Below are 23,021 nucleotides of genomic sequence, written 5' to 3' on the forward strand. Positions count from 1 at the left end.
CAGAGAGAAAAGCAGGCAAACGATTACGTGGCCGCGTATTCCAGGTCAAAAAGGGGTGACGCGGAAAAAAGGCAAACGATTATCTGGCGTTTGGGGTGGCGTTTTCAACTGCTAATCACCTGGCAGGCAGGATAATGCGCAGCTCTGGCGCCATTATGGCTGGCGTTACGCTAGCGGGAGCAGGAAATCATGGAGGAAAAAGGCTGGCATTTCAGATGGTTTGCTGCGGTGCCGCGACAGCGCGTCGCGGCGTCCTGTTTCGTTGCGTTACCGCTGCGCCTCAGCCGTTATTGAACTGAATCGGGCCGCCCTGCTCCAGCGCGCGCTGCCACGCGGCGCGCTGCTGCATATTCTCCAGCCAGCGCGCCGTGGCGGGCATCTCACCCAGCGCGCCGCGCATCTGCAACGCCAGCAGCGGAAAACTCATCTGCACATCGGCAATGCTGAAGCGTGAACCGGCAAAAAAGCGCTGCTGGCTCAGATGCTGCTCAATCACGCGCCCGTGGAGCGCCAGCTGCTTGTTCAGCCACGCTTTCTGAATGCCTTTACTCAGCGCCACGCCGGCCGGGCGCAGCAGCCATGGCACCGGCTTTTTGCCCAGTTGCGCAAACACCAGCTTCATCACCAGCAGCGGCATCAGCGAACCTTCAGCATAGTGCAGCCAGTAGCGCGCCTGAATTTGCTCCTCTTCCTCATGCAGCGCTAGCAGATGCTCGCTGTCGTATTTCAGCTGCAGATATTCGAGGATGGCGCCCGATTCGGCGATCACCCGATTGCCATCGGTAATCACCGGCGATTTCCCCAGCGGATGCACTTTCTTTAATTCGTCCGGCGCCAGCAGGGTATTTTCCCGCTGATAGCGTTTGATTTGATACGGCACCGCCAGCTCTTCCAGCAGCCACAGCACCCGATGAGAACGGGAGTTTTCCAGATGGTGAACGGTAATCATGCGCGATTCCTTGCTGCTAAGGGTTGGCATCTAGTATAGCGGATTAACGCTGCGGCTCGTCCTGTTGCGGATCGAGCAGGACCGCTCCGGAGCCCTGCTGCCCCAGACGGTCACCCGGATTGCGCAGTGGACAGTCGCGCATCGACAGGCAGCCGCAACCAATGCAGCCGTCAAGATCGTTGCGCAGACGCGTCAGGGTTTCGATGCGTTTATCCAGCTCTTCGCGCCAGTGCTGCGTCAGCGCGTCCCACTCCTGCGTCGACATGCGCTTATTCGCCGGCACGTGCATCAGGCTGTCGCTGACCGTCGCCAGCGGAATCCCGATGCGCTGCGCAATTTTGATGATCGCCACGCGGCGCAGCACATCACGGCTGTAGCGGCGCTGATTACCGCCATTGCGCGTGCTGCTGATCAAGCCTTTGCTTTCATAAAAGTGCAGTGCCGATACCGCCACGCCGCTGCGTTTCGCCACTTCGCCCGGCGTCAGCACCGGTTTCGGGTAATTGCGTTCTTTTTTCATTTAGGGCCTTTACCTCAAGTTAACTTGAGGAATTATACTCGCACCCCAGCAAAACAGCGAATTTCAAACCAGGCGATAACCTTGCAGAAGGAACAGGCTATGATGCAACAGGAAATCATCCATTCACTGACTAACTGGATCGATCAGAATCTGGATAAAACATTGTCGATTGATGAAGTGGCGGCAAAATCGGGTTACTCGAAATGGCACCTGCAGCGTATGTTCCGTACGGTTACGAAACAAACGCTGGGTGGTTATATTCGTGAACGCCGTCTCACGCTGGCCGCCGAAGCCTTGCGTCAGACGCAGCGTCCGGTATTCGACATTGCGATGCAGTACGGCTACGACTCGCAGCAGACCTTTTCGCGCGTGTTCCGCCGTCAGTTCTCGCAAACCCCTACCGCTTATCGTCACAGCATGCGTCGCCAGGCAATGGTGCAGCGTCCGCGTCTGGTCAACTTTGACTGCAGCGAAGGCATGAACAGCTTTGCCCAGCGCACCACCGGCGAGTGCTGCCCGGTACGCTGAAGTCAGTGCGCCCCACGCGGGCGCGCCTTTCCCCTCCTCTTCACCTTCCTCCAGCCCTTTCTTTGCCTGCCATACCAGGTCTAAATTTTGTTCAAATTTTCAAATCCAGTGATATAATGTGACCCAAGTCACAGATTCAAGCTGTATTAAGACGACAGAAGGGCTTCCCTGACCTCCCTTTTCTGCCGCCAGTGATGTCCGATGAATGTCAGGGATATTACTGATCTCAAGAGGTTTTTCGCCAATGGCTACGTTAACTACCAGTCTGATCGTCATGCGTTGGGAACTACTCAGCGCGCTAATGATGTTCTTCGCCAGCACCATGAAAATTAAATTGCGTCAGAACAGCCACCACGTGATGGCGCTGATGTGCGGCGGCGTGGGCGTAGCGATGTCATGCTGGTTTGTTACCGGTCTGCTCGGCATTACGCTGAGCATGGAAAACGTGCATAACTTTATGTCCATCACCAAAGAAGCGTTTATTCAGGTGATGAGCCAGACACCAGCCGACTGGCCAATGCCGTAAACGCGGCGCATAAAAAACCCCGCTAAGCGGGGTTTTTTATTTTGCTGTGTGATTTCAAATTTTCTTCAATACGGCTGGAAGTGGCACTTCCGGCACCGTGACGTCCGATCTCTGCGTATCGCGACGATCCTGAATCCACATATCACCCATCATCTGATTAAGTCCCCGATCCAACCCGGTGACCAGCCCGGCGCCTGGCGTGAACGTCAGCTCACCGAAGTAGATCTGTTCGCCATCGATATACCAGTCCACGCGCACATAATCGAAGTCGCTGGCCAGCGTTTTACTCAGCGCCAGCGCGTGCTGCAGCTGTGGCAGCAGCGGTGACACATCCAGCCCGGTATCACGAATTTTGTGATACGCCTCGTTAAGATTGTTGACGTAAAAGTTCATCGACAGCAGCGGATTACAGCGGTTGTAGATCACCTGCAGCACATATTCAAAATTGCCGTCGCGCTTGTTGAACATGTGAAACTTGTAATCGATCGGCGCGGTTTTGCCATCGCCGATGTACTTCTCTACCAGAATGCGCGGCTTAATATAGCGATAGTGAATCTCGCGCGCCTCGTTGGCGAAGTCGGTCTTCAGCCAGCGCTGGCAGTCGCTGATAATCTGCTGTTTTTTCAGCGCATCCGGTTCTTCCAGCAGGATCTCGACCATGTTGGAGCCGTGATTCGGCTTAATAACCGTGTTCTTCCAGCTCGGCAGCGTATGCAGTGAGTGCGGATCGCTGGTCTCATAAACCAGCGGAATCAGATACTCACTGCCCACCTTTTCGGCAATGTACTCACGCACCGAAAACTTGTCCGACAGGCGGCCATAACACTGGTAGTCGCCGTAGACGAATTTGCGATACAGCACTTTCTCATTGAACACCTTCGGCTGACGCAGGTTCGGCAGCTTACGGAATTTGTGAAAGTAGTAGATGCGATCCTGGTAAGCCCAGGGCATCTTTTTGATGAAATACTGTACGCTTCTTCTGAGTTCGTCTTTCAACCTGATCATATCTGACCTCATTTGTAGGTTTTGTAGTTGAGTGAGGAAACCTGAATTTTTTGGATGACGCCGTTTTTGAAGAAGTAATTCATTACGGTCAGGGACAGTAACTCCGTGATGAAGACGCTCCAGGCGGCACCCATGATGCCGTAGCCCTGGATCAGCCACCACGACAGCGGCAGGCTGATGACCATCAGACAAATGATCTTCTTCAACAGATAGTTAAACCCGCCCTCTTTCACCATGTAGCGATAAGCGACGGTCCCCATTGCCGAAAAGCAGGTTGCTAACGACAGTAACGTAATGAGACTTCCGGACTGTGTGTACTCGTGACCATATAAAGCGATGATGATTTTTTCGCCGTACAAGGCGATCACCGCTAATAACAGCAATGAAACTCCCATGACATAGCCGTTCAGCCGCGCGGTGAGCTTGATCGCGGCTGCTCCACGCTCGCGGAAAATCTCCGAGAAGCAGGAAGTGATGATGGCAACCGGGATAAAAATCCAGGAAGCCGAAATGGTATTCGCGGCGGCGAACAGGCCAAGGTCGCGCGCTGAGGCGATGCCCGCGAGGAACATCTGTGCGGCTTTCACCTGCACCGAGATAAAGATGCTGGAGATGGCCAGCGGCAGGCCGGCATACATCAGGTAGCGCAGGTAGGTGGTGCGCTTGTCCTGCGGCGGTGCCAGATCCTGATGTTCGCGATAGAAATTGACGCGCTTGATGGCGTACGGCACCAGTGTGACGGCCACAATCGAGGCGGTGAGCCACAGTGGATTGAGATGCAGCCAGGCGATGGTGAAGCTCATGGCAAAGCCCAGCAGCAAGCCGGCCGAGTTAGCAATGGTATTGAGCCGCGACGCCAGTCGCGCATTGTTATAAACGCTGAACGTGTCCTGGGTGACAAACACCGACGAGATAAACGAGGCCAGTGCAAACGCAAGGAAGTTTTCCTGCATGTTGTACCAGACCCAAATCAACACCGGGATTGATGTCAGCAACAGCAGCACCAGGCGCATGGTCCGCGCCACGGTCATCAGCCGCAGGCCTTTCGGCGCACTTTTGCTGATGCGCTTGAACAGGATGGTTTCGGTACCAAAAATCGCCACGGTTTGCACCATGGAGAACAGCGAGGTCGAAAACGCCATTTGACCAAACACCGTTGGGCCAAAGGATTTTGCCACGTAGGAGGTCACAAATATGACGCCGAATACCGAGACGATCTTCTCAGACATCATCCAGGCGGCATTAGACATTACGCTCAATTTCATTGACTGGTCCTTAGTATTACGTACAGCAACTGCTTTTCGGTACAACGTCCTTGAAATGAATTAACAAGCGCTCAGTGGGCCTGACACAATTTAATAACTTCAAACCAGGCTGGTCCGAAAAATGAGACTCGCGTCAGAGTTTAGCGATTAAATTCAGGAAAATTCCGATTAAACCTGGTGCGAAGCCCGATGGATGTAAACGATTTCAACCCGAATTCAGGACAAAAGTTCACAGGCATATCCTGAGTTTTTTGCAAGCAGGCTATGCCGAATTTCCAATGATTGTCGTATTTTTCTGCATTTGGGATGGAATGAATCTATATCAAAAACCCAGCACCAGGAAGGCGTTCAATGGCATTCAGAATAAAATAAGATTTATCCCATGATGATATTTATTCTAAATAACTTAATTTAACCCTCGCAATTCTAATCGCGCACTTTAATACTGCATTAATACCGTTTTTGCAGTACCAGATATTAATACAGTAATTCTCATCCACTAATTGATAAGAAAGGTAAGAGCATTTATGAGAAAGTCACGATATAGCGAAGAGCAAATCACAAATGCCATTAAAGCTTCTGAAACGGGAGTGAAAGTCAGGGAGATTTGTGAGGAGCTGGGCATTTCCGAGGCCACCTTCTATAGCTGGAAGAAGAAGTTCTCCGGGCTTTCTTCAGAGGAGGGTCGCAAAATCAAGGAGTTGGAGGATAAACTGCAGAACCTTACGCGCGAGCTGCAGACCCTGAGCTCCGACAAGGAGATGCTGCAAAGCGTGCTGAAAAACTTCTTCACTACGAATGAAAAGCGTCAGGCGGTCAACTTCCTGCAAACCACTTTCGACATCGGTACCCGTCGCAGCTGTCGTTTACTGGATATTAGCCGTAGCGTTTATCATTACCCTTCCGGTTCCGATAATCGCTAATACCATTGAGGCCGATGTTATATGACTTAATGCTGAGATTTGTTCTTACCAGAAGAGATGAAGATCATTAAATTCGGCATTCGCTACATAACAATTCGAACCACTTTTTCCTGATGAATGCCATCACGGAATCACTTCCTTTTTTGCGGTAAAATTGATTCACACCAGCAAAAGCCTCGCGTTTCAAGCCATTTAGACTTAGCCCAATCTCATTTTGGTGAGATTGGTGCTTAGTCTATTACTTCACGATTACTAATAATCAGTCCTGATCACAGACAATTCTGTTAAGCGTTAATGAACAACACGGTGTAACCGCTCACACATTGGCTCAGTTTTAAACTGGATCTGGCCGCTGCGTTTATGATCGCTTTGACGATCAGCGCTAGTCGGTTAACTCTTAAACCACACCAGGAATACTCCGGTTCAAAAACGTTATGATGTTTAAACTATAAAGCCGAAAAACGGTTATCCACGGTAAATACTGCGCTTAAATCCATCGTCATCTTTAATCTTTTTTTCTGGCAGCTGTTGGGAATCATTCTTAACAATGCCGGTAACGCTTAAGGCTAAGGTGGCTTCTCACGCTGGTATTTCAGTGCCACAGCCGGGTAAAAATCCGATTGGCGGAGAGTTTTTTACGCGCTAAACCGGCGAATTGTTGCCCGATATGCGCTTTTTTTATCCCTCCGGAACGCTAAAAGGCACCCAGAGTCGACCTTTTACCGTGCTGACGGCAGGAAGTTTTATAGCGGAAGAGAATGAAAACCGGGCGGCTGTAGCGCTCGTCGGTTATATAGCGTGCGCGTGGCGGCCAGTATCAGGTCACTGAGGCGGGATTATCGGCTGGTCAAATTCCTAAAATATCAGGGGAAAGCGCTGCTGAGTGGATCACTCAGCAGCGAGGCAGGGTTAAGGAAGCGCGGTCAGCCGCTGCGGTTTAATGCGCATGGCATAGATCACGCCAACAATCAGACAGCCGATACCGATGCTGGTGAGCAGCGGTGGCCAGCTCTGGCGGTAAATAAAGGTCCACAGCAGGCCAGAGAGCGTTTCGAATACGATGAGCGGCCCCATCACCACCGTTGGCAAACGCTGACTGGCGGCATTCCAGCACAGCGCCGCCAGCCATGAGCAGAACAAACCAATCGCCAGCATCAGCCAGATAAAACGCGCCGGCTGCGGGCCGAACGGCAAAGCGAAATCGGGCTGCTGCCAGTGAATCTGCAGGCTCACCAGCCCATAAAACACCAGCGCCAGCGGCAATGTCACCAGCCCCTGCGCGGTGGCCCAGCTCGACGGTTTATGCTGAGGGTGTTCGCGCAGCCAGCGCGCATTGCGCAGCGGATACCAGGTCCAGCACACCACTGCCAGCACCGCCAGCAGCAGGCCACTCAGGTAGCCCCAGAGATCAAATGCCGGCCCCTGCCCGTGCAGTTCCGCCGCGTTAACGCAGCCCAGCCCGGCAGCAATGATGACCAGCGCGGGCATCAGCCGGCGCCATGGCAGGCGCCCTTCGAGATGGCCGTAACAGAGGTTAGCGGTGACGGTGATCACCACCGGCAGCGTGCCGATGATCATGGTTGATACCGGTGCGCCGGTGCGCTGAATCGCACTGGCGAGGCAGGCGTAATAGAGCAGATTGCCCACCAGCGACAGCTTCACCGCCTCCGTCCAGTCCGGGCGCGTCAGCTGTTTTAGCCGGCGCCGGCTGAGCCACGCCAGCGGCAGCACCACCAGACCAAAGGCAACATAGCGACCCGCTGATTGCAACGTGCCCGGATAATCGGGTATCAGCAGCGGCCCGACAAAAATCATGCCCCACATCAGCCCCGCCGCGAGGGCAAACACTATTCCTGCAAACATACACCTTTCCTTTATCTTTAATCCGCCACAGTGTGGCGCAGGAAAAGGTGAAAGGCTTGTAGCAGATTGCGGTTAACGTCCGCTGAACACCTGCTTTTGATAGCGTCCCGGCGTGATGCCGTAGCGATGGGCAAACGCCCGCGTCAGATGCGCCTGGTCGGTGAGGCCAACCGCCGCCGCCACGCTCGCGGCGCTCTCGCCCTGCGCCAGCCGCTGTTTGGCTTCGAACAGGCGGAAGGCCATCAGCATTTGATGGGGAGTAACGTGAAAGTGTTGTTTGAAACTGCGCAGAAAATGCCACGGCGACAGCGATACCAGCGCCGCCAGCTCCTCCAGCCGCACCGGCTCTGCCAGATTATCGCGCAGCCAGGCTTTTACCACATCAAACCGGTGGGCGCCTTCGCGCGGCCGCGCGACGCCCTGCTGCGCCAGCGGACGCAGCCACTCCAGCAGATCCAGCAGCGCGCCCTGCCGCTCGAGCGCACTTTGCGCCTGCCACATCTGTGCCAGCGCATGGGAGAAAGGTTGTGCCAGACGCGTATCGGTGCGCAGCGCATCGCTGAACCACCAGTTGCGATCGCCGGTCAGCCGATCCATCTCCGCCGGATCGATATAGATCATGCGATAACGCCAGCCTTCGGCGCAGGCCGATTCACCGGTGTGCAGTTCATCGGGATTCATCATCACCAGCGAATGCACCGGCGCGACATAATTGGTGCCGCGGTAGCGAAAGCGCTGCGCGCCGGATTCGATGGTGCCAATCCCGAAGGCTTCGTGGGTATGGGGCTCAAAAGCGTAGCGGGAGATGTGCGCCTGATAAAGCTCAATGCCCGGCAGCTCAGCAAAGTGCTGAAACTGCGCACGATCCTGCTCACAGGGAAAGACTTCGGGAACCACCGTCACCACACACCTCCATACGCTATCAGGCAGTAAGCATGCGCGGCGCGCACAAAAAAAGCAAAGCCCAATCGCTTTACGCGCCTACCCCTTCAGCGCGACACTGGGGCCTGACCTATAAAGGAGGCGACAATGGCACAACGGGTGGTAATGGTAGTGGATATGCAAAATGGCGTGCTGGCAACGCCGCGTTACGACCGCGCCGGACGCTGCGCGCGCATTAATCAGCTGATGGCCGCCGCCGATCAGGTCATTTTTATTCAGCATAGCGGGCCGGATTTAGCCGCTGACTCCGCAGACTGGCACATAGTCGCCGAACTGGAACAACCCGCCGGCGCGCTTTACATCACCAAAACTGCCTGCGACAGCTTCTGGCAAACCGGGCTCGCGGCGCAGCTTGAACAGCATCAGATTGAAAGCTTTGTCATTTGCGGCTGCGCCACCGATTATTGCGTCGATACCACCATCAAAGTCGGGGCCAGCCTTGGCTATCACATCACCGTGGCGGCCGACGCCCACACCACCGCCGATCGCACTTATGTGTCAGCGCAGCAGCTCATTAATCAGCACAACGAAGTGTGGGCAGATTTGATCATGCCGGGCAATCCGGTGCGGGTTAAAACCACGGAAGAATTACTGCGGGAGTGGCGCGCGCATTAAGGGTTGCGCTATTGAAATAATCTGACAAGTGTCAATAATACAACATGACACTTGTCTGTATGGAGTTTTTCAGATGCGAGCTTATATTCCTCAGCCTGGAGCCAATGACAACGCGCTGTGGCGGGTTGCTGGCCTGCCTCCACGTGGTATTGAGTTAACGCGTATGCTGGAAGCCGGTTTGCCGGTGGCCGTCATTGATGATATCCGTCACTGGTCGGCCATGACGCGCGCCGAAATCATGAAGGTCACAGGGATTAATGAACGCAACATTGCCCGTCGTAAAAGCACGGGTAAAAGTCTGTCACCCGACGAGAGTGAACGTGTCGCCCGCTTCGTCCGCGTGATGGATGCCGCCGTTCAGCTTTTTGCTGGTAATAAAGAAGAGGCCACCCAGTGGCTGAGCCGACCGGTGAAAGGGTTAGGCAATGTTGCGCCCATCACCTTACTGACGACGGAGAGCGGTGCGCTGGATGTTCTCGATCTGATCGGTCGTCTGGAGCACGGTGTTTTCTCGTGATTTTTTATCGGCTGACGAAGAGCCAGTATGCGGCTGAAGCCTGGTCCGGTTATGGGGCAAAACAGTATGGTGGACGCTGGAATCATAAAGGCTATCCCACCATTTATGTTGCCACGTCGGTGTCACTCGCAGCACTGGAAGTGCTGGTCCATATCGGAAGAGAGTCGGTGCTGGATGAGTACACCTTATTCAGTATCGACATCCCGGATGCTGAAGTTGCCTATCTTGCTGAAGCATTTTTACCGCCGGACTGGCGTCATGATCCAGCGCCACTGTCGACAATGGATCTCGGCACCGGCTGGCTGCAATCCGCTGAAGGCGCCGCGCTGATGCTACCTTCAACGATTATCCCGATGGAAAACAAAGCAATATTAAATCCGCTTCATCATTCTTTTAAAAGCGCTCTTACCAGAGTGAAAGAATTACCTTTTGTCTTTGATCAACGCCTTATAAAGGGATGATTTTTCCTCGCGTAAAAGGACATTAAATGAAAACAGCAAAATTAACCGCTAAAAGAATAATTTACTTTTACTACGCAGTCATTTATTACTTTTGTATTTCAATAACTTTGTTAGCCAAAATAGAAACAGTTAAAAGAAGTATAACAGCGTTAGTATTGTTTTTATTTTCTCTGATCATTTTTTTACATTTATGGCTAAAGGATTTTTCAGAAGCCCATCCCACAAAGGCATTATTAAGAGCCCTAAGCACAGAAAGATAATAACGCAATACAACTCCAGCATTGTATTAGCACTTTATTCTTCAATTATTTTTTTCTGTGCTATCTTATCTTATCTTTTTCAGACCGAAAAAACAGTTTCACTTTTATTGTTAATAAGCTCGACAGTATTACTTTTCCTTTCTTCCAGCGTCTTCCTTTCTGAAAGTAACATCTACAACCAGCATTACAAAAGTGCCACGTCATGGATAGTTAAAATCGGCTGGATAGTAGGCTCCTTCTACGCCTATGCGCAAGCCAGACACGATTTTATGAACATCGCCGATTTAACTTATGACCAGACTGCATCACGCTTTTGTGTCATTCTCTATGCGGGCTTGATTCTCATGACATATGTTTCACTGGCAGTTACCTCTGCAGGGGTAGCTTTATTTTTCTTCGAAAAAACCAGCACCAACGTCAATAAAAAAGATATTATTATTATTAGAGACTCATTCCCTCTATTTATCCCACTAACCATGACAGCCATTGTCACTCTATTAATAATAACATCTAATTTAAAGCTAGTATTTAATACTGCTCTAAACATCAGTATTCCTGTGGATGCTACCGAAACATTCAAATGTAATGATGCATCAATGATGCTTGCAGGAAAAGGAGAAAAATATTACCTACTACTTAATGAAGGTGAATATCGTGTTTTTACACATAGAAATGAAAATTGGTACAGTTCAAGATTAACCTGTCTTAAAGAAAAACCTTATTTCGAAACATCTGAAATAAAAAACAAGGAAGACATCATTAAAAGTAACTTTGAAAACCTAAAGAAAAATGCACTGGATAATTTCAATGCAATAATTAAATAGAAAATAATAAAAAAACCCTCGCAGAAGCGAGGGCTGGATAACGCGTTGATCGGTACGCCAATCAGAACGGGATATCGTCGTCGAAATCCATTGGTGGTTCGTTGTTCGCCGGTGCGCTCTGCTGCTGTGGACGCTGCTGCGCGCCGCCGCTGAACTGGTTGCCCCCACCCTGCGGCTGCTGCGGCTGGCCCCAGCCGTTATTGTTGCCGCCGCCCTGGCCGCCCATGGGTGCGCCACCGCCATTGCCGCCCTGCTGACGACCACCCAGCATCTGCATGGTGCCGCCCACGTTCACCACCACTTCGGTGGTGTATTTGTCCTGGCCGCTCTGGTCCTGCCATTTACGGGTGCGCAGCTGGCCTTCAATGTAGACCTGCGAACCTTTACGCAGATATTCGCCGGCGACTTCGGCCAGCTTGCCGAACAGCACGACGCGGTGCCATTCGGTGATCTCTTTGTTTTCACCGGTTTGCTTGTCGCGCCAGCTCTCTGACGTGGCCAGCGTAATGTTGGCTACCGCGCCACCATTCGGCATGTAGCGCACTTCCGGATCCTGACCCAGATTCCCGACAAGAATCACTTTGTTTACGCCACGACTGGCCATGTTGCTGTCTCCCGATGAGTTGATGCTAAAAGTCTAAGCGAAAAATTGTATCACGTCACAATGACGCTTCCCACTTTCGAGCGGGATTCCAGTTTTTCGACCGTGACAGGATAGCAAAAACACTGGATATTTATTCAGTTTATTTTTTGTGCCATAATGATGCGTTTCTGCTGGTCGTGCTGGCAAGGCATGGCGAGCGTTGCCTAATCCGGGAAAGGTGAATGGATAAGATTGAAGTCCGCGGTGCTCGCACCCATAATTTGAAGAATATCAACCTGATCATCCCACGCGACAAGCTCATTGTAGTGACCGGTCTGTCGGGTTCCGGTAAGTCTTCGCTGGCGTTTGATACGCTGTATGCCGAAGGCCAGCGCCGCTATGTTGAATCGCTTTCTGCCTATGCGCGCCAGTTTCTTTCCTTAATGGAGAAACCGGACGTAGACCACATTGAGGGGCTGTCGCCTGCCATTTCCATTGAGCAGAAATCGACGTCGCACAACCCGCGCTCGACCGTCGGCACCATCACTGAAATTCATGACTACCTGCGTCTGCTGTTTGCCCGCGTGGGTGAGCCGCGCTGTCCGGATCATAACGTCACGCTGGCGGCACAAACCGTCAGCCAGATGGTCGATCAGGTCCTGGCGCAGGAAGAGGGTCGGCGCCTGATGCTGCTGGCACCGGTGGTAAAAGATCGCAAAGGCGAGCACACCAAAACGCTGGAAAATCTGGCGGCGCAGGGCTACATCCGCGCACGTATCGATGGCGAAGTGTGCGATTTGTCGGATCCACCCAAGCTGGAGCTGCAGAAGAAACACACCATTGAGGTGGTGATCGATCGTTTCCGCGTGCGTGACGATCTGGCGACGCGTCTGGCCGAATCCTTTGAAACGACGCTGGAACTGAGTGGCGGCACAGCGATCGTCGCGGATATGGACGATCCCGATACCGAAGAGATGCTGTTCTCGGCTAACTTTGCCTGCCCGGTGTGCGGTTACAGCATGCGTGAGCTGGAGCCGCGCCTGTTCTCATTCAACAACCCGGCCGGTGCCTGCCCGACCTGTGACGGCCTCGGCGTTCAGCAATATTTCGATCCCGATCGCGTGGTTCAAAATCCGGAGCTGTCGCTGGCCGGTGGCGCCATTCGCGGCTGGGATCGCCGTAACTTCTACTATTTCCAGATGCTGCGCTCGCTGGCGGAACATCTGGATTTCGATGTCGAAGCGCCGTTCAATAGCCTGAGCGACAAAGCGCGCGAAGTGATTCTGTACGGCTCCGGCAAAGAGAACATTGAGTTCAAATATATCAACGATCGCGGCGATACCTCGGTGCGTCGTCATCCGTTCGAAGGCGTGCTGCATAACATGGAGCGCCGCTACAAAGAGACGGAATCCAACGCGGTGCGCGAAGAGCTGGCGAAGTTTATCAGCAACCGCGCCTGCGCCAGCTGTGAAGGGACGCGCCTGCGTCGTGAAGCGCGCCATGTGTTCGTGGAAGACACCAACCTGCCGACCATCTCGGATATGAGCATCGGCCACGCCATGGACTTCTTCCGCAATCTGAAGCTGAGCGGTCAGCGCGCCAAAATCGCCGAGAAAGTGCTGAAGGAAATTGGTGACCGTCTGAGCTTCCTGGTCAACGTCGGCCTGAATTATCTGTCGATGTCGCGTTCAGCGGAAACGCTGTCCGGCGGTGAAGCACAGCGTATTCGTCTGGCGAGCCAGATTGGTGCCGGTCTGGTTGGCGTCATGTACGTACTGGATGAACCGTCCATCGGACTGCATCAGCGCGACAACGAGCGCCTGCTGTCGACGCTGATTCACCTGCGCGATCTCGGTAATACCGTGATCGTGGTTGAGCATGATGAAGACGCGATTCGCGCCGCTGACCATATTATCGATATCGGTCCGGGCGCTGGCGTGCACGGCGGCCAGGTGGTAGCCGAGGGCGATGTGCATGCCATCATGGCGCACGAAGATTCTCTCACCGGTCAGTTCCTCAGCGGCAAGCGTGAAATCGCGGTGCCGGCAGAGCGGGTGAAAGGCGATCCGTCCAAAGTACTGAAACTGAGCGGCGCGCGTGGTAATAACCTGAAGGATGTCACGCTGACGGTTCCGGTTGGGCTGTTTACCTGTATCACCGGCGTGTCCGGTTCCGGCAAATCAACGCTGATTAACGATACGCTGTTCCCGATTGCGCAGCGCCAGCTGAATGGTGCTACCAGCGGTGAAGCTGCACCGTATCGCGAGATCGCCGGGCTGGAGCATTTCGATAAAGTGATCGACATCGATCAGAGCCCGATCGGCCGGACCCCGCGCTCAAACCCGGCCACTTACACCGGGATTTTTACCCCGGTGCGTGAACTGTTTGCCGGCGTGCCGGAAGCGCGTTCGCGTGGCTACAATCCGGGCCGCTTCAGCTTTAACGTGCGCGGCGGCCGCTGTGAAGCCTGTCAGGGCGACGGCGTGATTAAGGTCGAAATGCACTTCCTGCCGGACATTTATGTACCGTGCGATCAGTGCAAAGGCAAACGCTATAACCGCGAAACGCTGGAGATTAAATACAAAGGCAAGAGCATTCACGAAGTGCTGGAGATGACCATCGAAGAGGCGCGTGAGTTCTTTGATGCGGTACCTGCACTGGCGCGTAAGCTGCAGACGCTGATTGATGTCGGTCTGTCGTACATTCGTCTTGGCCAGTCGGCAACCACGCTGTCCGGCGGTGAAGCGCAGCGCGTTAAGCTGGCGCGTGAGCTGTCGAAGCGCGGCACCGGTCAGACGCTGTACATTCTAGATGAACCGACCACCGGCCTGCATTTTGCCGACATCCAGCAGCTGCTGGAAGTGCTGCATCAACTGCGCGATCAGGGCAATACCATCGTGGTCATTGAGCACAACCTCGACGTGATCAAAACCGCTGACTGGATTGTCGATCTCGGTCCGGAAGGCGGCAGCGGCGGTGGTGAAATCCTGGTGGCCGGCACGCCGGAAACCGTGGCACAGTGCGAAAAATCGCATACTGCACGCTTCCTCAAGCCGATGCTGAAAAAGTAGGTTTAACGCGCCGCACCCGCTGTTGCGGCGCGTTTTTTCTGATCTCGCCGCGGCTCACCGCTCCGGTTGCTTACCAGCCGGTGCGATTGTCTGAATGCCTTAGCAAATGCAGAAACAGGCAAGAAACAGACAACTTCAGGCATATACGCATCGCGTCCCGCTGACTATTCTTACTGCGTTCCTTTTTGGCGCCGCTGACGCGCCTCTGTCCTTCAGTGTCATCACTGAACGGACCCCTCGCAAAAAATACTCACGACACATCTGACTGGAGACACCATGAATATTACGCATGCCTATGCCGCACAGGACGCGAAAGCCAAACTCGCCCCGTTCGATTATAAGCCGCGCGAACTGCGCGCTCATGATGTGCAGATTGAAGTGTTGTACTGTGGCGTCTGCCACTCGGACCTGCACCAGGCGCGCAACGAATGGCGCAACACCGTATTCCCGGTGGTGCCAGGCCATGAAATCGTGGGTCGCGTCACCGCCGTTGGCGCGCACACGCACAAATATAAAGTGGGCGATTTAGTCGGCGTCGGCTGTATGGTCGACTCCTGCCGCAGCTGCCCAAGCTGTCAGGAAGGACTCGAGCAGTACTGTGAAAACGGCTTTGTTGGCACTTACAACGGCCAGGATCGTGAAACCGGCGCCATCACCTACGGCGGCTACTCCACCAGCATGGTGGTTGATGAAAGCTTTGTGCTGCGCGTACCGGAAAACCTCGATCTGGCGGGCGTTGCGCCGCTGCTGTGCGCCGGTATCACCACCTATTCCCCGCTGCGTCACTGGAATGTCGGTCCCGGCAAAAAAGTCGGTATCGTTGGTCTGGGCGGCCTCGGCCATATGGGGGTGAAGATCGCGCATGCGATGGGCGCGCACGTGGTGCTGTTCACCACTTCACCATCAAAAATTGAAGATGGCAAACGCCTCGGCGCTGACGAAGTGGTGATTTCGAAAGATGCTGACCAGATGGCGCAGCACGCCAACAGCTTCGACTTCATCTTAAATACCGTCGCCGCGCAGCACGATCTCAACCCGTTTATCGCCCTGCTGAAGCGCGACGGCAACATGACGCTGGTCGGCGCGCCGGAGCACGATCACCCGGCACCGCAGGTGTTTAACCTGATCCTCAAGCGTCGCAGCATTGCCGGTTCACTGATTGGCGGTATCGCTGAAACCCAGGAGATGCTGGATTTCTGCGGCAAGCACGGCATCACTTCGGATATCGAGCTGATCGCCATGAACCAAATCAACGACGCCTACGAGCGCATGCTGAAAAGCGACGTGAAGTATCGCTTCGTGATTGATATCAACACCCTGCGTGAAGAGTCTGCGGCTTAATCAGCGCGTCTCATCATCATGGCTGACGCCCGCCGCGCGCGTGGCGTCAGCCTGTTGCCACGATGCATCAACCAGATAATAAATCTGCGAATCCTTCAGCGATCCATCCAGCCACAGCGTGCTCCAGTGCGACTTATTGAGATGTTCACTTGGAAACACATCGTGGTGTTCATCGCGCAACAACTCCGCCAGCGCGGGCGAGGTCTTCAGCGACAACGCCGGTCGCCCTTCAACGTCATGCACCATGGCAAACAGCACGCCATCGCTTTTCACCTGGGTTGCGTCCCACTCATCTTTATAACTTTGTGAAGCGCCCGGTTTGCTCATGCAGTAGGTCAGTAAATCCGACGTGTTCATGTTTTATTCCCCTTGTAAGGTGGCGACGATGCGCCGCGCGCCGCCGTGTACCCGATGTTCGCCCAGCCAGATCCCCTGCCAGGTGCCGAGCAGCAGTTTGCCGCGGCTGACCGGGATCAGCAGCGATACGCCAAGCAGTGACGATTTGATGTGCGCCGGCATGTCGTCAGCGCCTTCATAGTCGTGCTGATAGGGCGCGTCCTCTGGAACGTGCCGCAAAAAGTGCTGCTCCATGTCGCTGCGCACCGTAGGATCGCAATTTTCATTGAGCGTCAGCGACGCTGAGGTGTGCTGCAACAGCAGATGCAGCTGGCCGATGCGCAGGTCCGTTAAGCCATTAAGCTGGCCGACAATCTCGTCGGTGATCAGATGAAAGCCGCGCGCCTTCGCGCTCAGCGTGAGAGTTTGTTGCTGCCACATGCCACATTCCTGGGTTAAACCGTTTACTTAAGTGTGCAGCATGTCGGCGAAAGGTAAACCCTTCAGCGGGAAAAAGCGGCAGAGCGCTTGCTCTGCCGCCGGCACATCAGTCGCTCAGCTTGTCAGCCAGCGCTTTTACCGTGGTGATATCGTCCTGCGTTACCGCCGCCAGACGCGTGCCGTACTCGCTATCGGCCTTATAAAAGAACGAGAGCATCGCCAGCCGGCTTTGCGCGTCGGCGCTTTTCAGCGCGCCACCGAGCGAGGTGATCAGATCGCCCCGCTCTTTTGCGTTAAAGGAACGATACAGTTCCCCTGCCTGGCGGAAATTCTGCGGTTTGGCGATCATCGCCTGCTGCGTACTGCCACTAAGCGGCGTATGGCTGTAACGCGCGCTTTGCAGCTCTTCACGCGGATAGATGCGGCTTGGCTGGTAATTAACGCCCTTGTCATCGGCGTTACCGCTGTCCATCAGGCCATCCTGATTGCCGTTGCTGACCGGTACGCGCGGCGCGTTGACCGGCAGGCTAAGGCCATTCGCGCCCACGCGGTACAGCTGGGTATCAGCATAAGAGAACAGGCGGCCCTGCAGCAGGCGATCTTCAGACGGCTCAATGCCCGGCACCAGATTGGACGGCGCCATCGCCACCTGCTCGGTTTGCTGGAAGAAGTTGTCGACGTTGCGATTCAGCACCATCTGCCCGATTTTCACCTCTGGCACGTTCGGCCAGATTTTGGTGGAGTCGAGCGGATTGAAATCGAACTTATCCAGTTCGCTGGCTTTAATGGTCTGAATGTAGAGATCCCACTTCGGAAACGCTTTGCGGTTAATCGCCGCCACCAGATCTTCAGTCATGTGGCTGTAGCTGCGACCCTGGATCGCTGCCGATTCAGCCGGATCGAGGTTGCGTTCGCCCTGTAGCGTCTTCCAGTGAAACTTCACGTAGTGCACTTCGCCCTGGCTGTTCACAAACTTGTAGGCGTGCACGCTGTTACCGTCCATTTCGCGATAGCTCGCCGGCGTGCCCATGTTGGAGAACAGCATGGTGAGCGCGTGCGTGGCTTCCGGCACGTGGGAGAAGAAATCGAAGGTGCGCGCATCGTTATCGAGGTTAGTGCGCGGATCCGGTTTAAACGCGTGCACCATATCAGGGAACTTGATCGCATCGCGGATGAAGAACACCGGCAGGTTGTTGCCCACCAGATCCCAGTTGCCCTGGCTGGTATAGAATTTGGTGGCAAAACCACGCGGATCGCGCAGCGTTTCCGGCGAATGCTTGCTGTGCACCACGCTGGAAAAGCGCACAAAGACCGGCGTCACCGTTCCCGGCTTAAACACCTCAGCGATAGTCAGATCGCTGATATCTTTGCTGGCGCGAAATTCACCGTGCGCGCCGGTGCCACGCGCGTGCACCACACGTTCCGGAATACGTTCACGATCAAAGCGCTGCAGCTTTTGAATCAGCTGCACGTCCTGTAACAGCACCGGGCCATTGGCGCCGGCAGTTTGTGAATTCTGGTTATCGCCGACCGGCGCGCCGTTATCACGCGTCAGCTCAACGGCCGCAGCAGGCAGTGCGAGCGCCAGCGTCATGGCAATGCAGAGGGGTTTCAGTGCGGAGGGGAAATAGCTCATGGGCGGTTCCTTATTGTGATTGGCGAGCGCTCTGGCAGTGCGCCAAAGCGCGCCGGCAAAAAATAGCGCCCTCACTAACAGGAACACACAAGACCCGTCCCGATTACCCGGGGTTAAGGTGTTATAGCCATGCGGAATGCGGCCGTCAGCCAGCATCGCCGGCAAAGAGAAGCGTGGAAAAGCGGGGTGCGGCAGAAGGTACAGCGGGAACAGACAATGTGTGGATGGCTGAACGAGTGCCTGCCAGCCGCGGGCTGACAGGCACCGCGTCGGTTACATTACGGCAGCAAAGGCTTCGGCCACCTGATTGACGTTACGGCTGTTGAGGCCGGCAACGCACATACGGCCGCTGGCGATCAGGTACACGCCGAACTCATCGCGCAGGCGATCTACCTGCTGCGCGCTCAGGCCGGTGTAGCTGAACATGCCGCGCTGCTTCAGCAGATAATCAAAGTTTTTGCCGGGCAGTTTACTGTTCAGCACATTGACCAGCACCTGGCGCATTTCGATGATGCGCAGGCGCATCGCTTCCACTTCCGCCAGCCAGTTGTTGAGCAGCGCTTCGTCGTTCAGCACGCAGGAAACCACCTGAGCACCGAAGTTCGGCGGGCTGGAGTAGTTGCGACGTACGGTCGCTTTCAGCTGACCCAGCACGCGTGCCGACTCTTCTGCGCTGTCGCAGACAATCGACAGGCCGCCAACGCGCTCACCGTACAGCGAGAAGATTTTTGAGAAGGAGTTGCTCACCAGCGCCGGCAGGCCCGCCGCGGCAATCACGCGAATCGCGTAAGCGTCCTCTTCCATACCGGCACCAAAGCCCTGGTAGGCGATATCGAGGAACGGAATCAGCTCCTGCGCTTTCAGGACCTCAACGGTTTGATCCCACTGCGCGTTGGTCAGATCCGCACCGGTCGGGTTGTGGCAGCACGGATGCAGCAACACGATGGATTGCTTCGGCAGCGTTTTCAGTTTGGCGATGAAGGCATCGAACTTCACGCCGTTGGTGGCGTCATCGTACCACGGGTAGGTGTTAACGTTAAAACCGGCACCGTTAAAGATCGCCACATGGTTTTCCCATGTCGGATCGCTGACCCATACGCTGGCGTCCGGGAAGTAACGCTTCAGGAAATCTGCGCCCACTTTCAGCGCGCCGGATCCGCCCAGCGTCTGGATGGAAGCAATGCGCCCCGCCTGCAGCATCGGGTGCTCTTTACCAAACAGCAGCGGCGCAATGGCGTTACGGTACGGACCCAGCCCTTCCATTGGCAGATAGAGCGAAGCCTGATGTGGCTGCGCCTGCAAACGCTCTTCCGCGGCGGCCACCGCCTGCAGCTGAGGAATGATGCCGGCTTCGTTGTAATAGAGGCCGATGCTCAGATTCACCTTGTGGTCACGCGGGTCCTGTTTGAAGGTTTCCATCAGCGACAGAATCGGATCGCCAGCATAGGCATCAACGTTTTGAAACACGGTGCAGATCTCCATGATTATTCATAAATGTGTGTGGGTCGACGTCATCAAACAAAATAGCGGCCGGGACGGTGATTCATGGCGATGATGAGATTGAGCATCACCGCGCCGGCGATGGAGGCCAGCAGCATCGGCAGCGATACCACAAAAAGCGAGGCCAGTACCACACAGGTATCCAGCGCCATTTGCAGTTTGCCGGCGCGCAGACCAGAGCGATCCTGCAGCCAGAGCGCCAGAATATTGATACCACCGAGGCTGGCTTTGTGACGAAACAACACTATAAACCCAATCCCCATCACCACGTTACCGAACAATGTCGCATAAAACGGATTTAGCGCAGAAAAATGGATAAACAGCGGGTGCAAATGGGTGAACAGCGATACCAGCCCCACCGCACAGAAGGTTTTCAGGGTAAATTCCCAGCCCATGCGACGAATGGCCAGCCAGTAAAACGGCAGGTTAATCAGAAAGAAGGCGCTGCCGAACGAGAGCGGCGACAGGTAGCTGATGAGAAAAGCCACGCCCGCCGTACCGCCGGTCAGCGCGCCCGCCTGTTTCAGCAAAATGACGCCAAACGACACCATCAGCGTGCCAAGCACGATAGCCAGCGCATCTTCTGTACGGGTGTGGGGAATGCGGGAAGGTTGTACAGCGTTATCCATGGCGCGATCTCTTTGCAAATGATGGCGTTCATTTGCAAAAAACGCACCACATCGGCGGCTTCCTGTCGCCGCCGATGGGTGCCAGCGATTATCCAATTGATAACTAAGGCGCTTTATTGCAGGTTTATGTGCATCAATTTGCTGTAAAATAATCGATTCATGCACAAATTCGGTTTCTGGTGCGCGCTTTGCGCGAAAAACGGCACAAATCTGCACCACACTGGCACATCATGCACTCTTTTGGCGCACTTTGTGCTCGGGGATCATCATCAAGCCGTTCTCTTTTAAACGGTTGAGTACCACCGAGGTTTTCACATGCGCCACGCTTTGATGGCCAGCGACGAGCTGACTGATCAGCGCGCTCAGCGCCGCTAAATCGGCCACCGCGACTTTTAACAAATAGTCGGCGTCACCGGTGGTTTTGAACGCGTCGACAATCGCCGCTTCCTGCTCCACCATGCGGTGAAAACTCTCTTCGTAATCGGGCGTGTGATTTTTTAGTCGCACCTCGATCAAGCCGACCATGCCCAGCCCTACCGCGTCCGGCGAGAGCCGCGCGTGATAGCCGAGAATAAGATTTGCCTGTTCGAGATTAATGCGCCGGCGTGAACATTGCGACGCCGAAAGTCCGACTAAATCACTGAGTTCCTGGTTGGTAAGGCGGCCGTTAGATTGTAGTAGTGTCAGTATCTTAAGGTCGTAATCGTCTACCTGAGTCATTCTGTGTCCACAGCGTTATAGGATTCGCTTTGCTACAGATAACCTGATAATTGACGAGGTTGTCCAACACTATTTTCTGATGACGTGAAATGCATGCACAAATCGTGCATGCAACTGTGGAAGCGCGATTATTCGTCGTCGTATTGCGGTCCGGCGTAGTTATCAAAGCGTGACCACTGGCCGTTGAACGTCAGACGTACTGTGCCGATCGGACCGTTACGCTGTTTACCGATGATGATCTCGGCGATGCCTTTCAGATCGCTGTTTTCGTGATATACCTCGTCACGATAGATGAACATGATCAGGTCCGCATCCTGCTCGATCGAGCCCGATTCACGCAGATCCGAGTTAACCGGACGCTTATCGGCGCGCTGCTCCAGCGAGCGGTTAAGCTGCGACAGCGCCACCACCGGTACATTAAGCTCTTTCGCCAGCGCTTTAAGCGAGCGTGAGATCTCGGCGATCTCCAGCGTGCGGTTGTCGGAGAGCGCCGGTACGCGCATCAGCTGCAGGTAGTCGATCATGATCATGCTCAGGCCGCCGTTTTCACGGAACACGCGGCGCGCGCGTGAACGCACTTCGGTTGGCGTCAGGCCGGACGAGTCATCGATGAACATGTTCTTCTTTTCTAACAGGATGCCCATGGTGGCCGAGATGCGCGCCCAGTCTTCATCCTCCAGCTGACCGGTACGGATACGCGTCTGATCAACGCGCGACAGCGAGGCCAGCATACGCATCATCAGCTGTTCGCTGGGCATCTCGAGACTGAAAATCAGCACCGGTTTGTCTGTCAGCATGGCGGCGTTTTCGCACAGATTCATGGCGAAAGTGGTTTTACCCATCGATGGACGCGCCGCGACAATGATCAGATCTGAGCCCTGCAGACCGGCGGTTTTCTTGTTGAGATCCTGATAGCCGGTATCGACGCCAGTCACGCCATCGTGCGGCGTTGACACCAGCGCTTCAATGCGCGATACCGTCGCTTCGAGAATCTGCTCGATATTTTGCGGACCTTCATCCTTATTGGCGCGCTGTTCGGCAATTTTAAAGACGTTGGATTCAGCGAAATCCAGCAGCTCTTCGCTGCTGCGGCCCTGGGGATCGTAACCGGCGTCAGCGATCTGATTGGCCACCGAAATCATCTCACGCACTACCGCACGTTCACGCACGATGTCGGCGTAAGCACCGAGGTTTGCCGCACTTGGGGTATTTTTTGCCAGCTCGGCCAGATAGGCAAAGCCGCCCGCCATCTCCAGCTCGCCACGCGTTTCCAGCGACTCTGACAGGGTGATCAGATCGATAGGCTGACCGGCTTCCAGCAGGCGCTGCATTTCGGAGAAAATCATGCGGTGCGAGCGGTTGAAGAAGTCTTCCGCGACCACGCGCTCGGAGACGTTATCCCAGCGTTCGTTATCCAGCATCAACCCACCGAGCACCGACTGCTCCGCTTCGAGAGAGTGCGGCGGCATTTTCACGCCTTCGAGCTGCCGATCGCGGGGTTCGTTCGATTTGTTGGTGGGTTTATTTCCTGCCATAGTGAATGCATTACCGATCGTGAAAGGGACG

At 54.6% G+C, this 23,021-nt stretch carries 23 protein-coding genes and 1 pseudogene; 10 read left to right on the forward strand and 14 right to left on the reverse strand.

Annotated elements, in window-relative coordinates; translation table 11 throughout:
- Positions 1-280 precede the first annotated feature (280 nt).
- Both AC6I8P_RS17595 and soxR read right to left on the reverse strand, forming a co-directional pair.
- Positions 281-949 carry a glutathione S-transferase family protein gene (locus tag AC6I8P_RS17595; protein WP_021507831.1) on the reverse strand — a complete coding sequence of 223 codons (669 nt, stop codon included), beginning with the start codon at positions 947-949 and terminating at the stop codon, positions 281-283.
- Between the two features lie 43 nt (positions 950-992).
- The gene (gene soxR / locus AC6I8P_RS17600) at positions 993-1,469 is read right to left on the reverse strand and encodes a redox-sensitive transcriptional activator SoxR (RefSeq protein ID WP_021507832.1); all 477 of its coding nucleotides are present in this window, start codon (positions 1,467-1,469) and stop codon (positions 993-995) included.
- Between the two features lie 99 nt (positions 1,470-1,568).
- Between soxR and soxS the strand changes: the two genes are divergently transcribed.
- Together soxS and AC6I8P_RS17610 are read left to right on the forward strand one after the other, a co-directional pair.
- Entirely contained in the window at positions 1,569-1,997 is a 429-nt protein-coding gene (gene soxS, locus AC6I8P_RS17605; RefSeq protein WP_058757551.1) for a superoxide response transcriptional regulator SoxS, read from the forward strand.
- Between the two features lie 244 nt (positions 1,998-2,241).
- Positions 2,242-2,523 (forward strand): YjcB family protein, encoded by a 282-nt coding sequence (locus AC6I8P_RS17610; RefSeq protein WP_058770027.1) that lies wholly within the window; start codon positions 2,242-2,244, stop codon positions 2,521-2,523.
- A gap of 54 nt (positions 2,524-2,577) precedes the next feature.
- Here AC6I8P_RS17610 and AC6I8P_RS17615 read toward each other — a convergent pair whose 3' ends face one another.
- Together AC6I8P_RS17615 and AC6I8P_RS17620 are read right to left on the reverse strand one after the other, a co-directional pair.
- Entirely contained in the window at positions 2,578-3,528 is a 951-nt protein-coding gene (locus AC6I8P_RS17615; protein WP_031279756.1) for an ATP-grasp fold amidoligase family protein, read from the reverse strand.
- Between the two features lie 8 nt (positions 3,529-3,536).
- Complete coding sequence (locus AC6I8P_RS17620; RefSeq protein WP_021507835.1) at positions 3,537-4,793, reverse strand: oligosaccharide flippase family protein; 1,257 nt, start codon at positions 4,791-4,793, stop codon at positions 3,537-3,539.
- A 527-nt stretch (positions 4,794-5,320) separates the two neighbouring features.
- Between AC6I8P_RS17620 and AC6I8P_RS17625 the strand changes: the two genes are divergently transcribed.
- Entirely contained in the window at positions 5,321-5,716 is a 396-nt protein-coding gene (locus tag AC6I8P_RS17625) for a transposase (RefSeq protein WP_031279757.1), read from the forward strand.
- A 909-nt stretch (positions 5,717-6,625) separates the two neighbouring features.
- Here the strand turns inward: AC6I8P_RS17625 and AC6I8P_RS17630 are convergent.
- Entirely contained in the window at positions 6,626-7,579 is a 954-nt protein-coding gene (locus AC6I8P_RS17630) for a DMT family transporter (RefSeq protein ID WP_104093916.1), read from the reverse strand.
- A gap of 72 nt (positions 7,580-7,651) precedes the next feature.
- Positions 7,652-8,482 (reverse strand): AraC family transcriptional regulator, encoded by an 831-nt coding sequence (locus tag AC6I8P_RS17635; RefSeq protein ID WP_421039930.1) that lies wholly within the window; start codon positions 8,480-8,482, stop codon positions 7,652-7,654.
- A gap of 126 nt (positions 8,483-8,608) precedes the next feature.
- On the opposite strand from AC6I8P_RS17635, the gene AC6I8P_RS17640 reads away from it, so the two are divergent.
- From AC6I8P_RS17640 to AC6I8P_RS17660, 5 genes are all read left to right on the forward strand, one after another.
- A complete protein-coding gene (locus AC6I8P_RS17640) occupies positions 8,609-9,136 on the forward strand; it encodes an isochorismatase family protein (RefSeq protein WP_166719760.1) in 528 nt (175 codons plus the stop codon).
- Positions 9,137-9,209: 73 nt separating this feature from the next.
- The gene (gene parS / locus AC6I8P_RS17645; RefSeq protein ID WP_058757556.1) at positions 9,210-9,653 is read left to right on the forward strand and encodes a type II RES/Xre toxin-antitoxin system antitoxin; all 444 of its coding nucleotides are present in this window, start codon (positions 9,210-9,212) and stop codon (positions 9,651-9,653) included.
- The gene (locus tag AC6I8P_RS17650; protein ID WP_021507840.1) at positions 9,650-10,114 is read left to right on the forward strand and encodes an RES family NAD+ phosphorylase; all 465 of its coding nucleotides are present in this window, start codon (positions 9,650-9,652) and stop codon (positions 10,112-10,114) included. Before parS ends, AC6I8P_RS17650 begins: the two co-directional genes overlap by 4 nt.
- Positions 10,115-10,140: 26 nt before the next feature.
- The gene (locus tag AC6I8P_RS17655) at positions 10,141-10,374 is read left to right on the forward strand and encodes a hypothetical protein (protein ID WP_498030844.1); all 234 of its coding nucleotides are present in this window, start codon (positions 10,141-10,143) and stop codon (positions 10,372-10,374) included.
- Between the two features lie 269 nt (positions 10,375-10,643).
- Positions 10,644-11,198 (forward strand): hypothetical protein, encoded by a 555-nt coding sequence (locus AC6I8P_RS17660; protein ID WP_498030845.1) that lies wholly within the window; start codon positions 10,644-10,646, stop codon positions 11,196-11,198.
- Between the two features lie 61 nt (positions 11,199-11,259).
- Here AC6I8P_RS17660 and ssb1 read toward each other — a convergent pair whose 3' ends face one another.
- Positions 11,260-11,802 carry a single-stranded DNA-binding protein SSB1 gene (gene ssb1 / locus AC6I8P_RS17665; protein WP_021507842.1) on the reverse strand — a complete coding sequence of 181 codons (543 nt, stop codon included), beginning with the start codon at positions 11,800-11,802 and terminating at the stop codon, positions 11,260-11,262.
- Positions 11,803-12,023: 221 nt separating this feature from the next.
- Between ssb1 and uvrA the strand changes: the two genes are divergently transcribed.
- Positions 12,024-14,852, forward strand: coding sequence for an excinuclease ABC subunit UvrA (gene uvrA, locus AC6I8P_RS17670; protein ID WP_021507843.1), 2,829 nt, complete (start codon positions 12,024-12,026; stop codon positions 14,850-14,852).
- Positions 14,853-15,128: 276 nt separating this feature from the next.
- The gene (locus AC6I8P_RS17675; protein WP_104187843.1) at positions 15,129-16,193 is read left to right on the forward strand and encodes an NAD(P)-dependent alcohol dehydrogenase; all 1,065 of its coding nucleotides are present in this window, start codon (positions 15,129-15,131) and stop codon (positions 16,191-16,193) included.
- On the opposite strand, the gene AC6I8P_RS17680 is transcribed toward AC6I8P_RS17675, so the two are convergent.
- From AC6I8P_RS17680 to dnaB, 7 genes and pseudogenes are all read right to left on the reverse strand, one after another.
- Positions 16,194-16,550, reverse strand: coding sequence for an MmcQ/YjbR family DNA-binding protein (locus AC6I8P_RS17680; protein ID WP_021507845.1), 357 nt, complete (start codon positions 16,548-16,550; stop codon positions 16,194-16,196).
- Between the two features lie 3 nt (positions 16,551-16,553).
- The gene (locus AC6I8P_RS17685; RefSeq protein WP_021507846.1) at positions 16,554-16,970 is read right to left on the reverse strand and encodes a secondary thiamine-phosphate synthase enzyme YjbQ; all 417 of its coding nucleotides are present in this window, start codon (positions 16,968-16,970) and stop codon (positions 16,554-16,556) included.
- Positions 16,971-17,076: 106 nt separating this feature from the next.
- Positions 17,077-18,534 (reverse strand): annotated as a pseudogene (locus AC6I8P_RS17690) (catalase); the annotation flags it as partial.
- Positions 18,535-18,879: 345 nt separating this feature from the next.
- Positions 18,880-20,073, reverse strand: coding sequence for an amino acid aminotransferase (locus AC6I8P_RS17695; protein WP_498030846.1), 1,194 nt, complete (start codon positions 20,071-20,073; stop codon positions 18,880-18,882).
- A 47-nt stretch (positions 20,074-20,120) separates the two neighbouring features.
- Complete coding sequence (locus AC6I8P_RS17700; RefSeq protein WP_021507849.1) at positions 20,121-20,735, reverse strand: YitT family protein; 615 nt, start codon at positions 20,733-20,735, stop codon at positions 20,121-20,123.
- 228 nt (positions 20,736-20,963) lie between these two features.
- Complete coding sequence (locus AC6I8P_RS17705; protein WP_058757562.1) at positions 20,964-21,455, reverse strand: Lrp/AsnC family transcriptional regulator; 492 nt, start codon at positions 21,453-21,455, stop codon at positions 20,964-20,966.
- Positions 21,456-21,583: 128 nt separating this feature from the next.
- Complete coding sequence (gene dnaB / locus AC6I8P_RS17710; RefSeq protein ID WP_021507851.1) at positions 21,584-22,990, reverse strand: replicative DNA helicase; 1,407 nt, start codon at positions 22,988-22,990, stop codon at positions 21,584-21,586.
- Between the last annotated feature and the right edge of the window lie 31 nt (positions 22,991-23,021).

The organism is gamma proteobacterium symbiont of Lampromicra miyakona, assembly GCF_059730895.1.

Coding starts and splice junctions, on each gene's coding strand:
- AC6I8P_RS17705 (WP_058757562.1), bottom strand. CDS start 21,455: ATGACTCAGGTAGACGATTACGACCTTAAGATACTGACACTACTACAA.
- AC6I8P_RS17625 (WP_031279757.1), top strand. CDS start 5,321: ATGAGAAAGTCACGATATAGCGAAGAGCAAATCACAAATGCCATTAAA.
- AC6I8P_RS17685 (WP_021507846.1), bottom strand. CDS start 16,970: ATGTGGCAGCAACAAACTCTCACGCTGAGCGCGAAGGCGCGCGGCTTT.
- soxS (WP_058757551.1), top strand. CDS start 1,569: ATGATGCAACAGGAAATCATCCATTCACTGACTAACTGGATCGATCAG.
- AC6I8P_RS17630 (WP_104093916.1), bottom strand. CDS start 7,579: ATGTTTGCAGGAATAGTGTTTGCCCTCGCGGCGGGGCTGATGTGGGGC.
- AC6I8P_RS17660 (WP_498030845.1), top strand. CDS start 10,644: ATGAACATCGCCGATTTAACTTATGACCAGACTGCATCACGCTTTTGT.
- ssb1 (WP_021507842.1), bottom strand. CDS start 11,802: ATGGCCAGTCGTGGCGTAAACAAAGTGATTCTTGTCGGGAATCTGGGT.
- dnaB (WP_021507851.1), bottom strand. CDS start 22,990: ATGGCAGGAAATAAACCCACCAACAAATCGAACGAACCCCGCGATCGG.
- AC6I8P_RS17595 (WP_021507831.1), bottom strand. CDS start 949: ATGATTACCGTTCACCATCTGGAAAACTCCCGTTCTCATCGGGTGCTG.
- uvrA (WP_021507843.1), top strand. CDS start 12,024: ATGGATAAGATTGAAGTCCGCGGTGCTCGCACCCATAATTTGAAGAAT.
- AC6I8P_RS17700 (WP_021507849.1), bottom strand. CDS start 20,735: ATGGATAACGCTGTACAACCTTCCCGCATTCCCCACACCCGTACAGAA.
- AC6I8P_RS17675 (WP_104187843.1), top strand. CDS start 15,129: ATGAATATTACGCATGCCTATGCCGCACAGGACGCGAAAGCCAAACTC.
- AC6I8P_RS17655 (WP_498030844.1), top strand. CDS start 10,141: ATGAAAACAGCAAAATTAACCGCTAAAAGAATAATTTACTTTTACTAC.
- AC6I8P_RS17610 (WP_058770027.1), top strand. CDS start 2,242: ATGGCTACGTTAACTACCAGTCTGATCGTCATGCGTTGGGAACTACTC.
- AC6I8P_RS17615 (WP_031279756.1), bottom strand. CDS start 3,528: ATGATCAGGTTGAAAGACGAACTCAGAAGAAGCGTACAGTATTTCATC.
- AC6I8P_RS17620 (WP_021507835.1), bottom strand. CDS start 4,793: ATGAAATTGAGCGTAATGTCTAATGCCGCCTGGATGATGTCTGAGAAG.
- AC6I8P_RS17680 (WP_021507845.1), bottom strand. CDS start 16,550: ATGAACACGTCGGATTTACTGACCTACTGCATGAGCAAACCGGGCGCT.
- parS (WP_058757556.1), top strand. CDS start 9,210: ATGCGAGCTTATATTCCTCAGCCTGGAGCCAATGACAACGCGCTGTGG.
- AC6I8P_RS17640 (WP_166719760.1), top strand. CDS start 8,609: ATGGCACAACGGGTGGTAATGGTAGTGGATATGCAAAATGGCGTGCTG.
- soxR (WP_021507832.1), bottom strand. CDS start 1,469: ATGAAAAAAGAACGCAATTACCCGAAACCGGTGCTGACGCCGGGCGAA.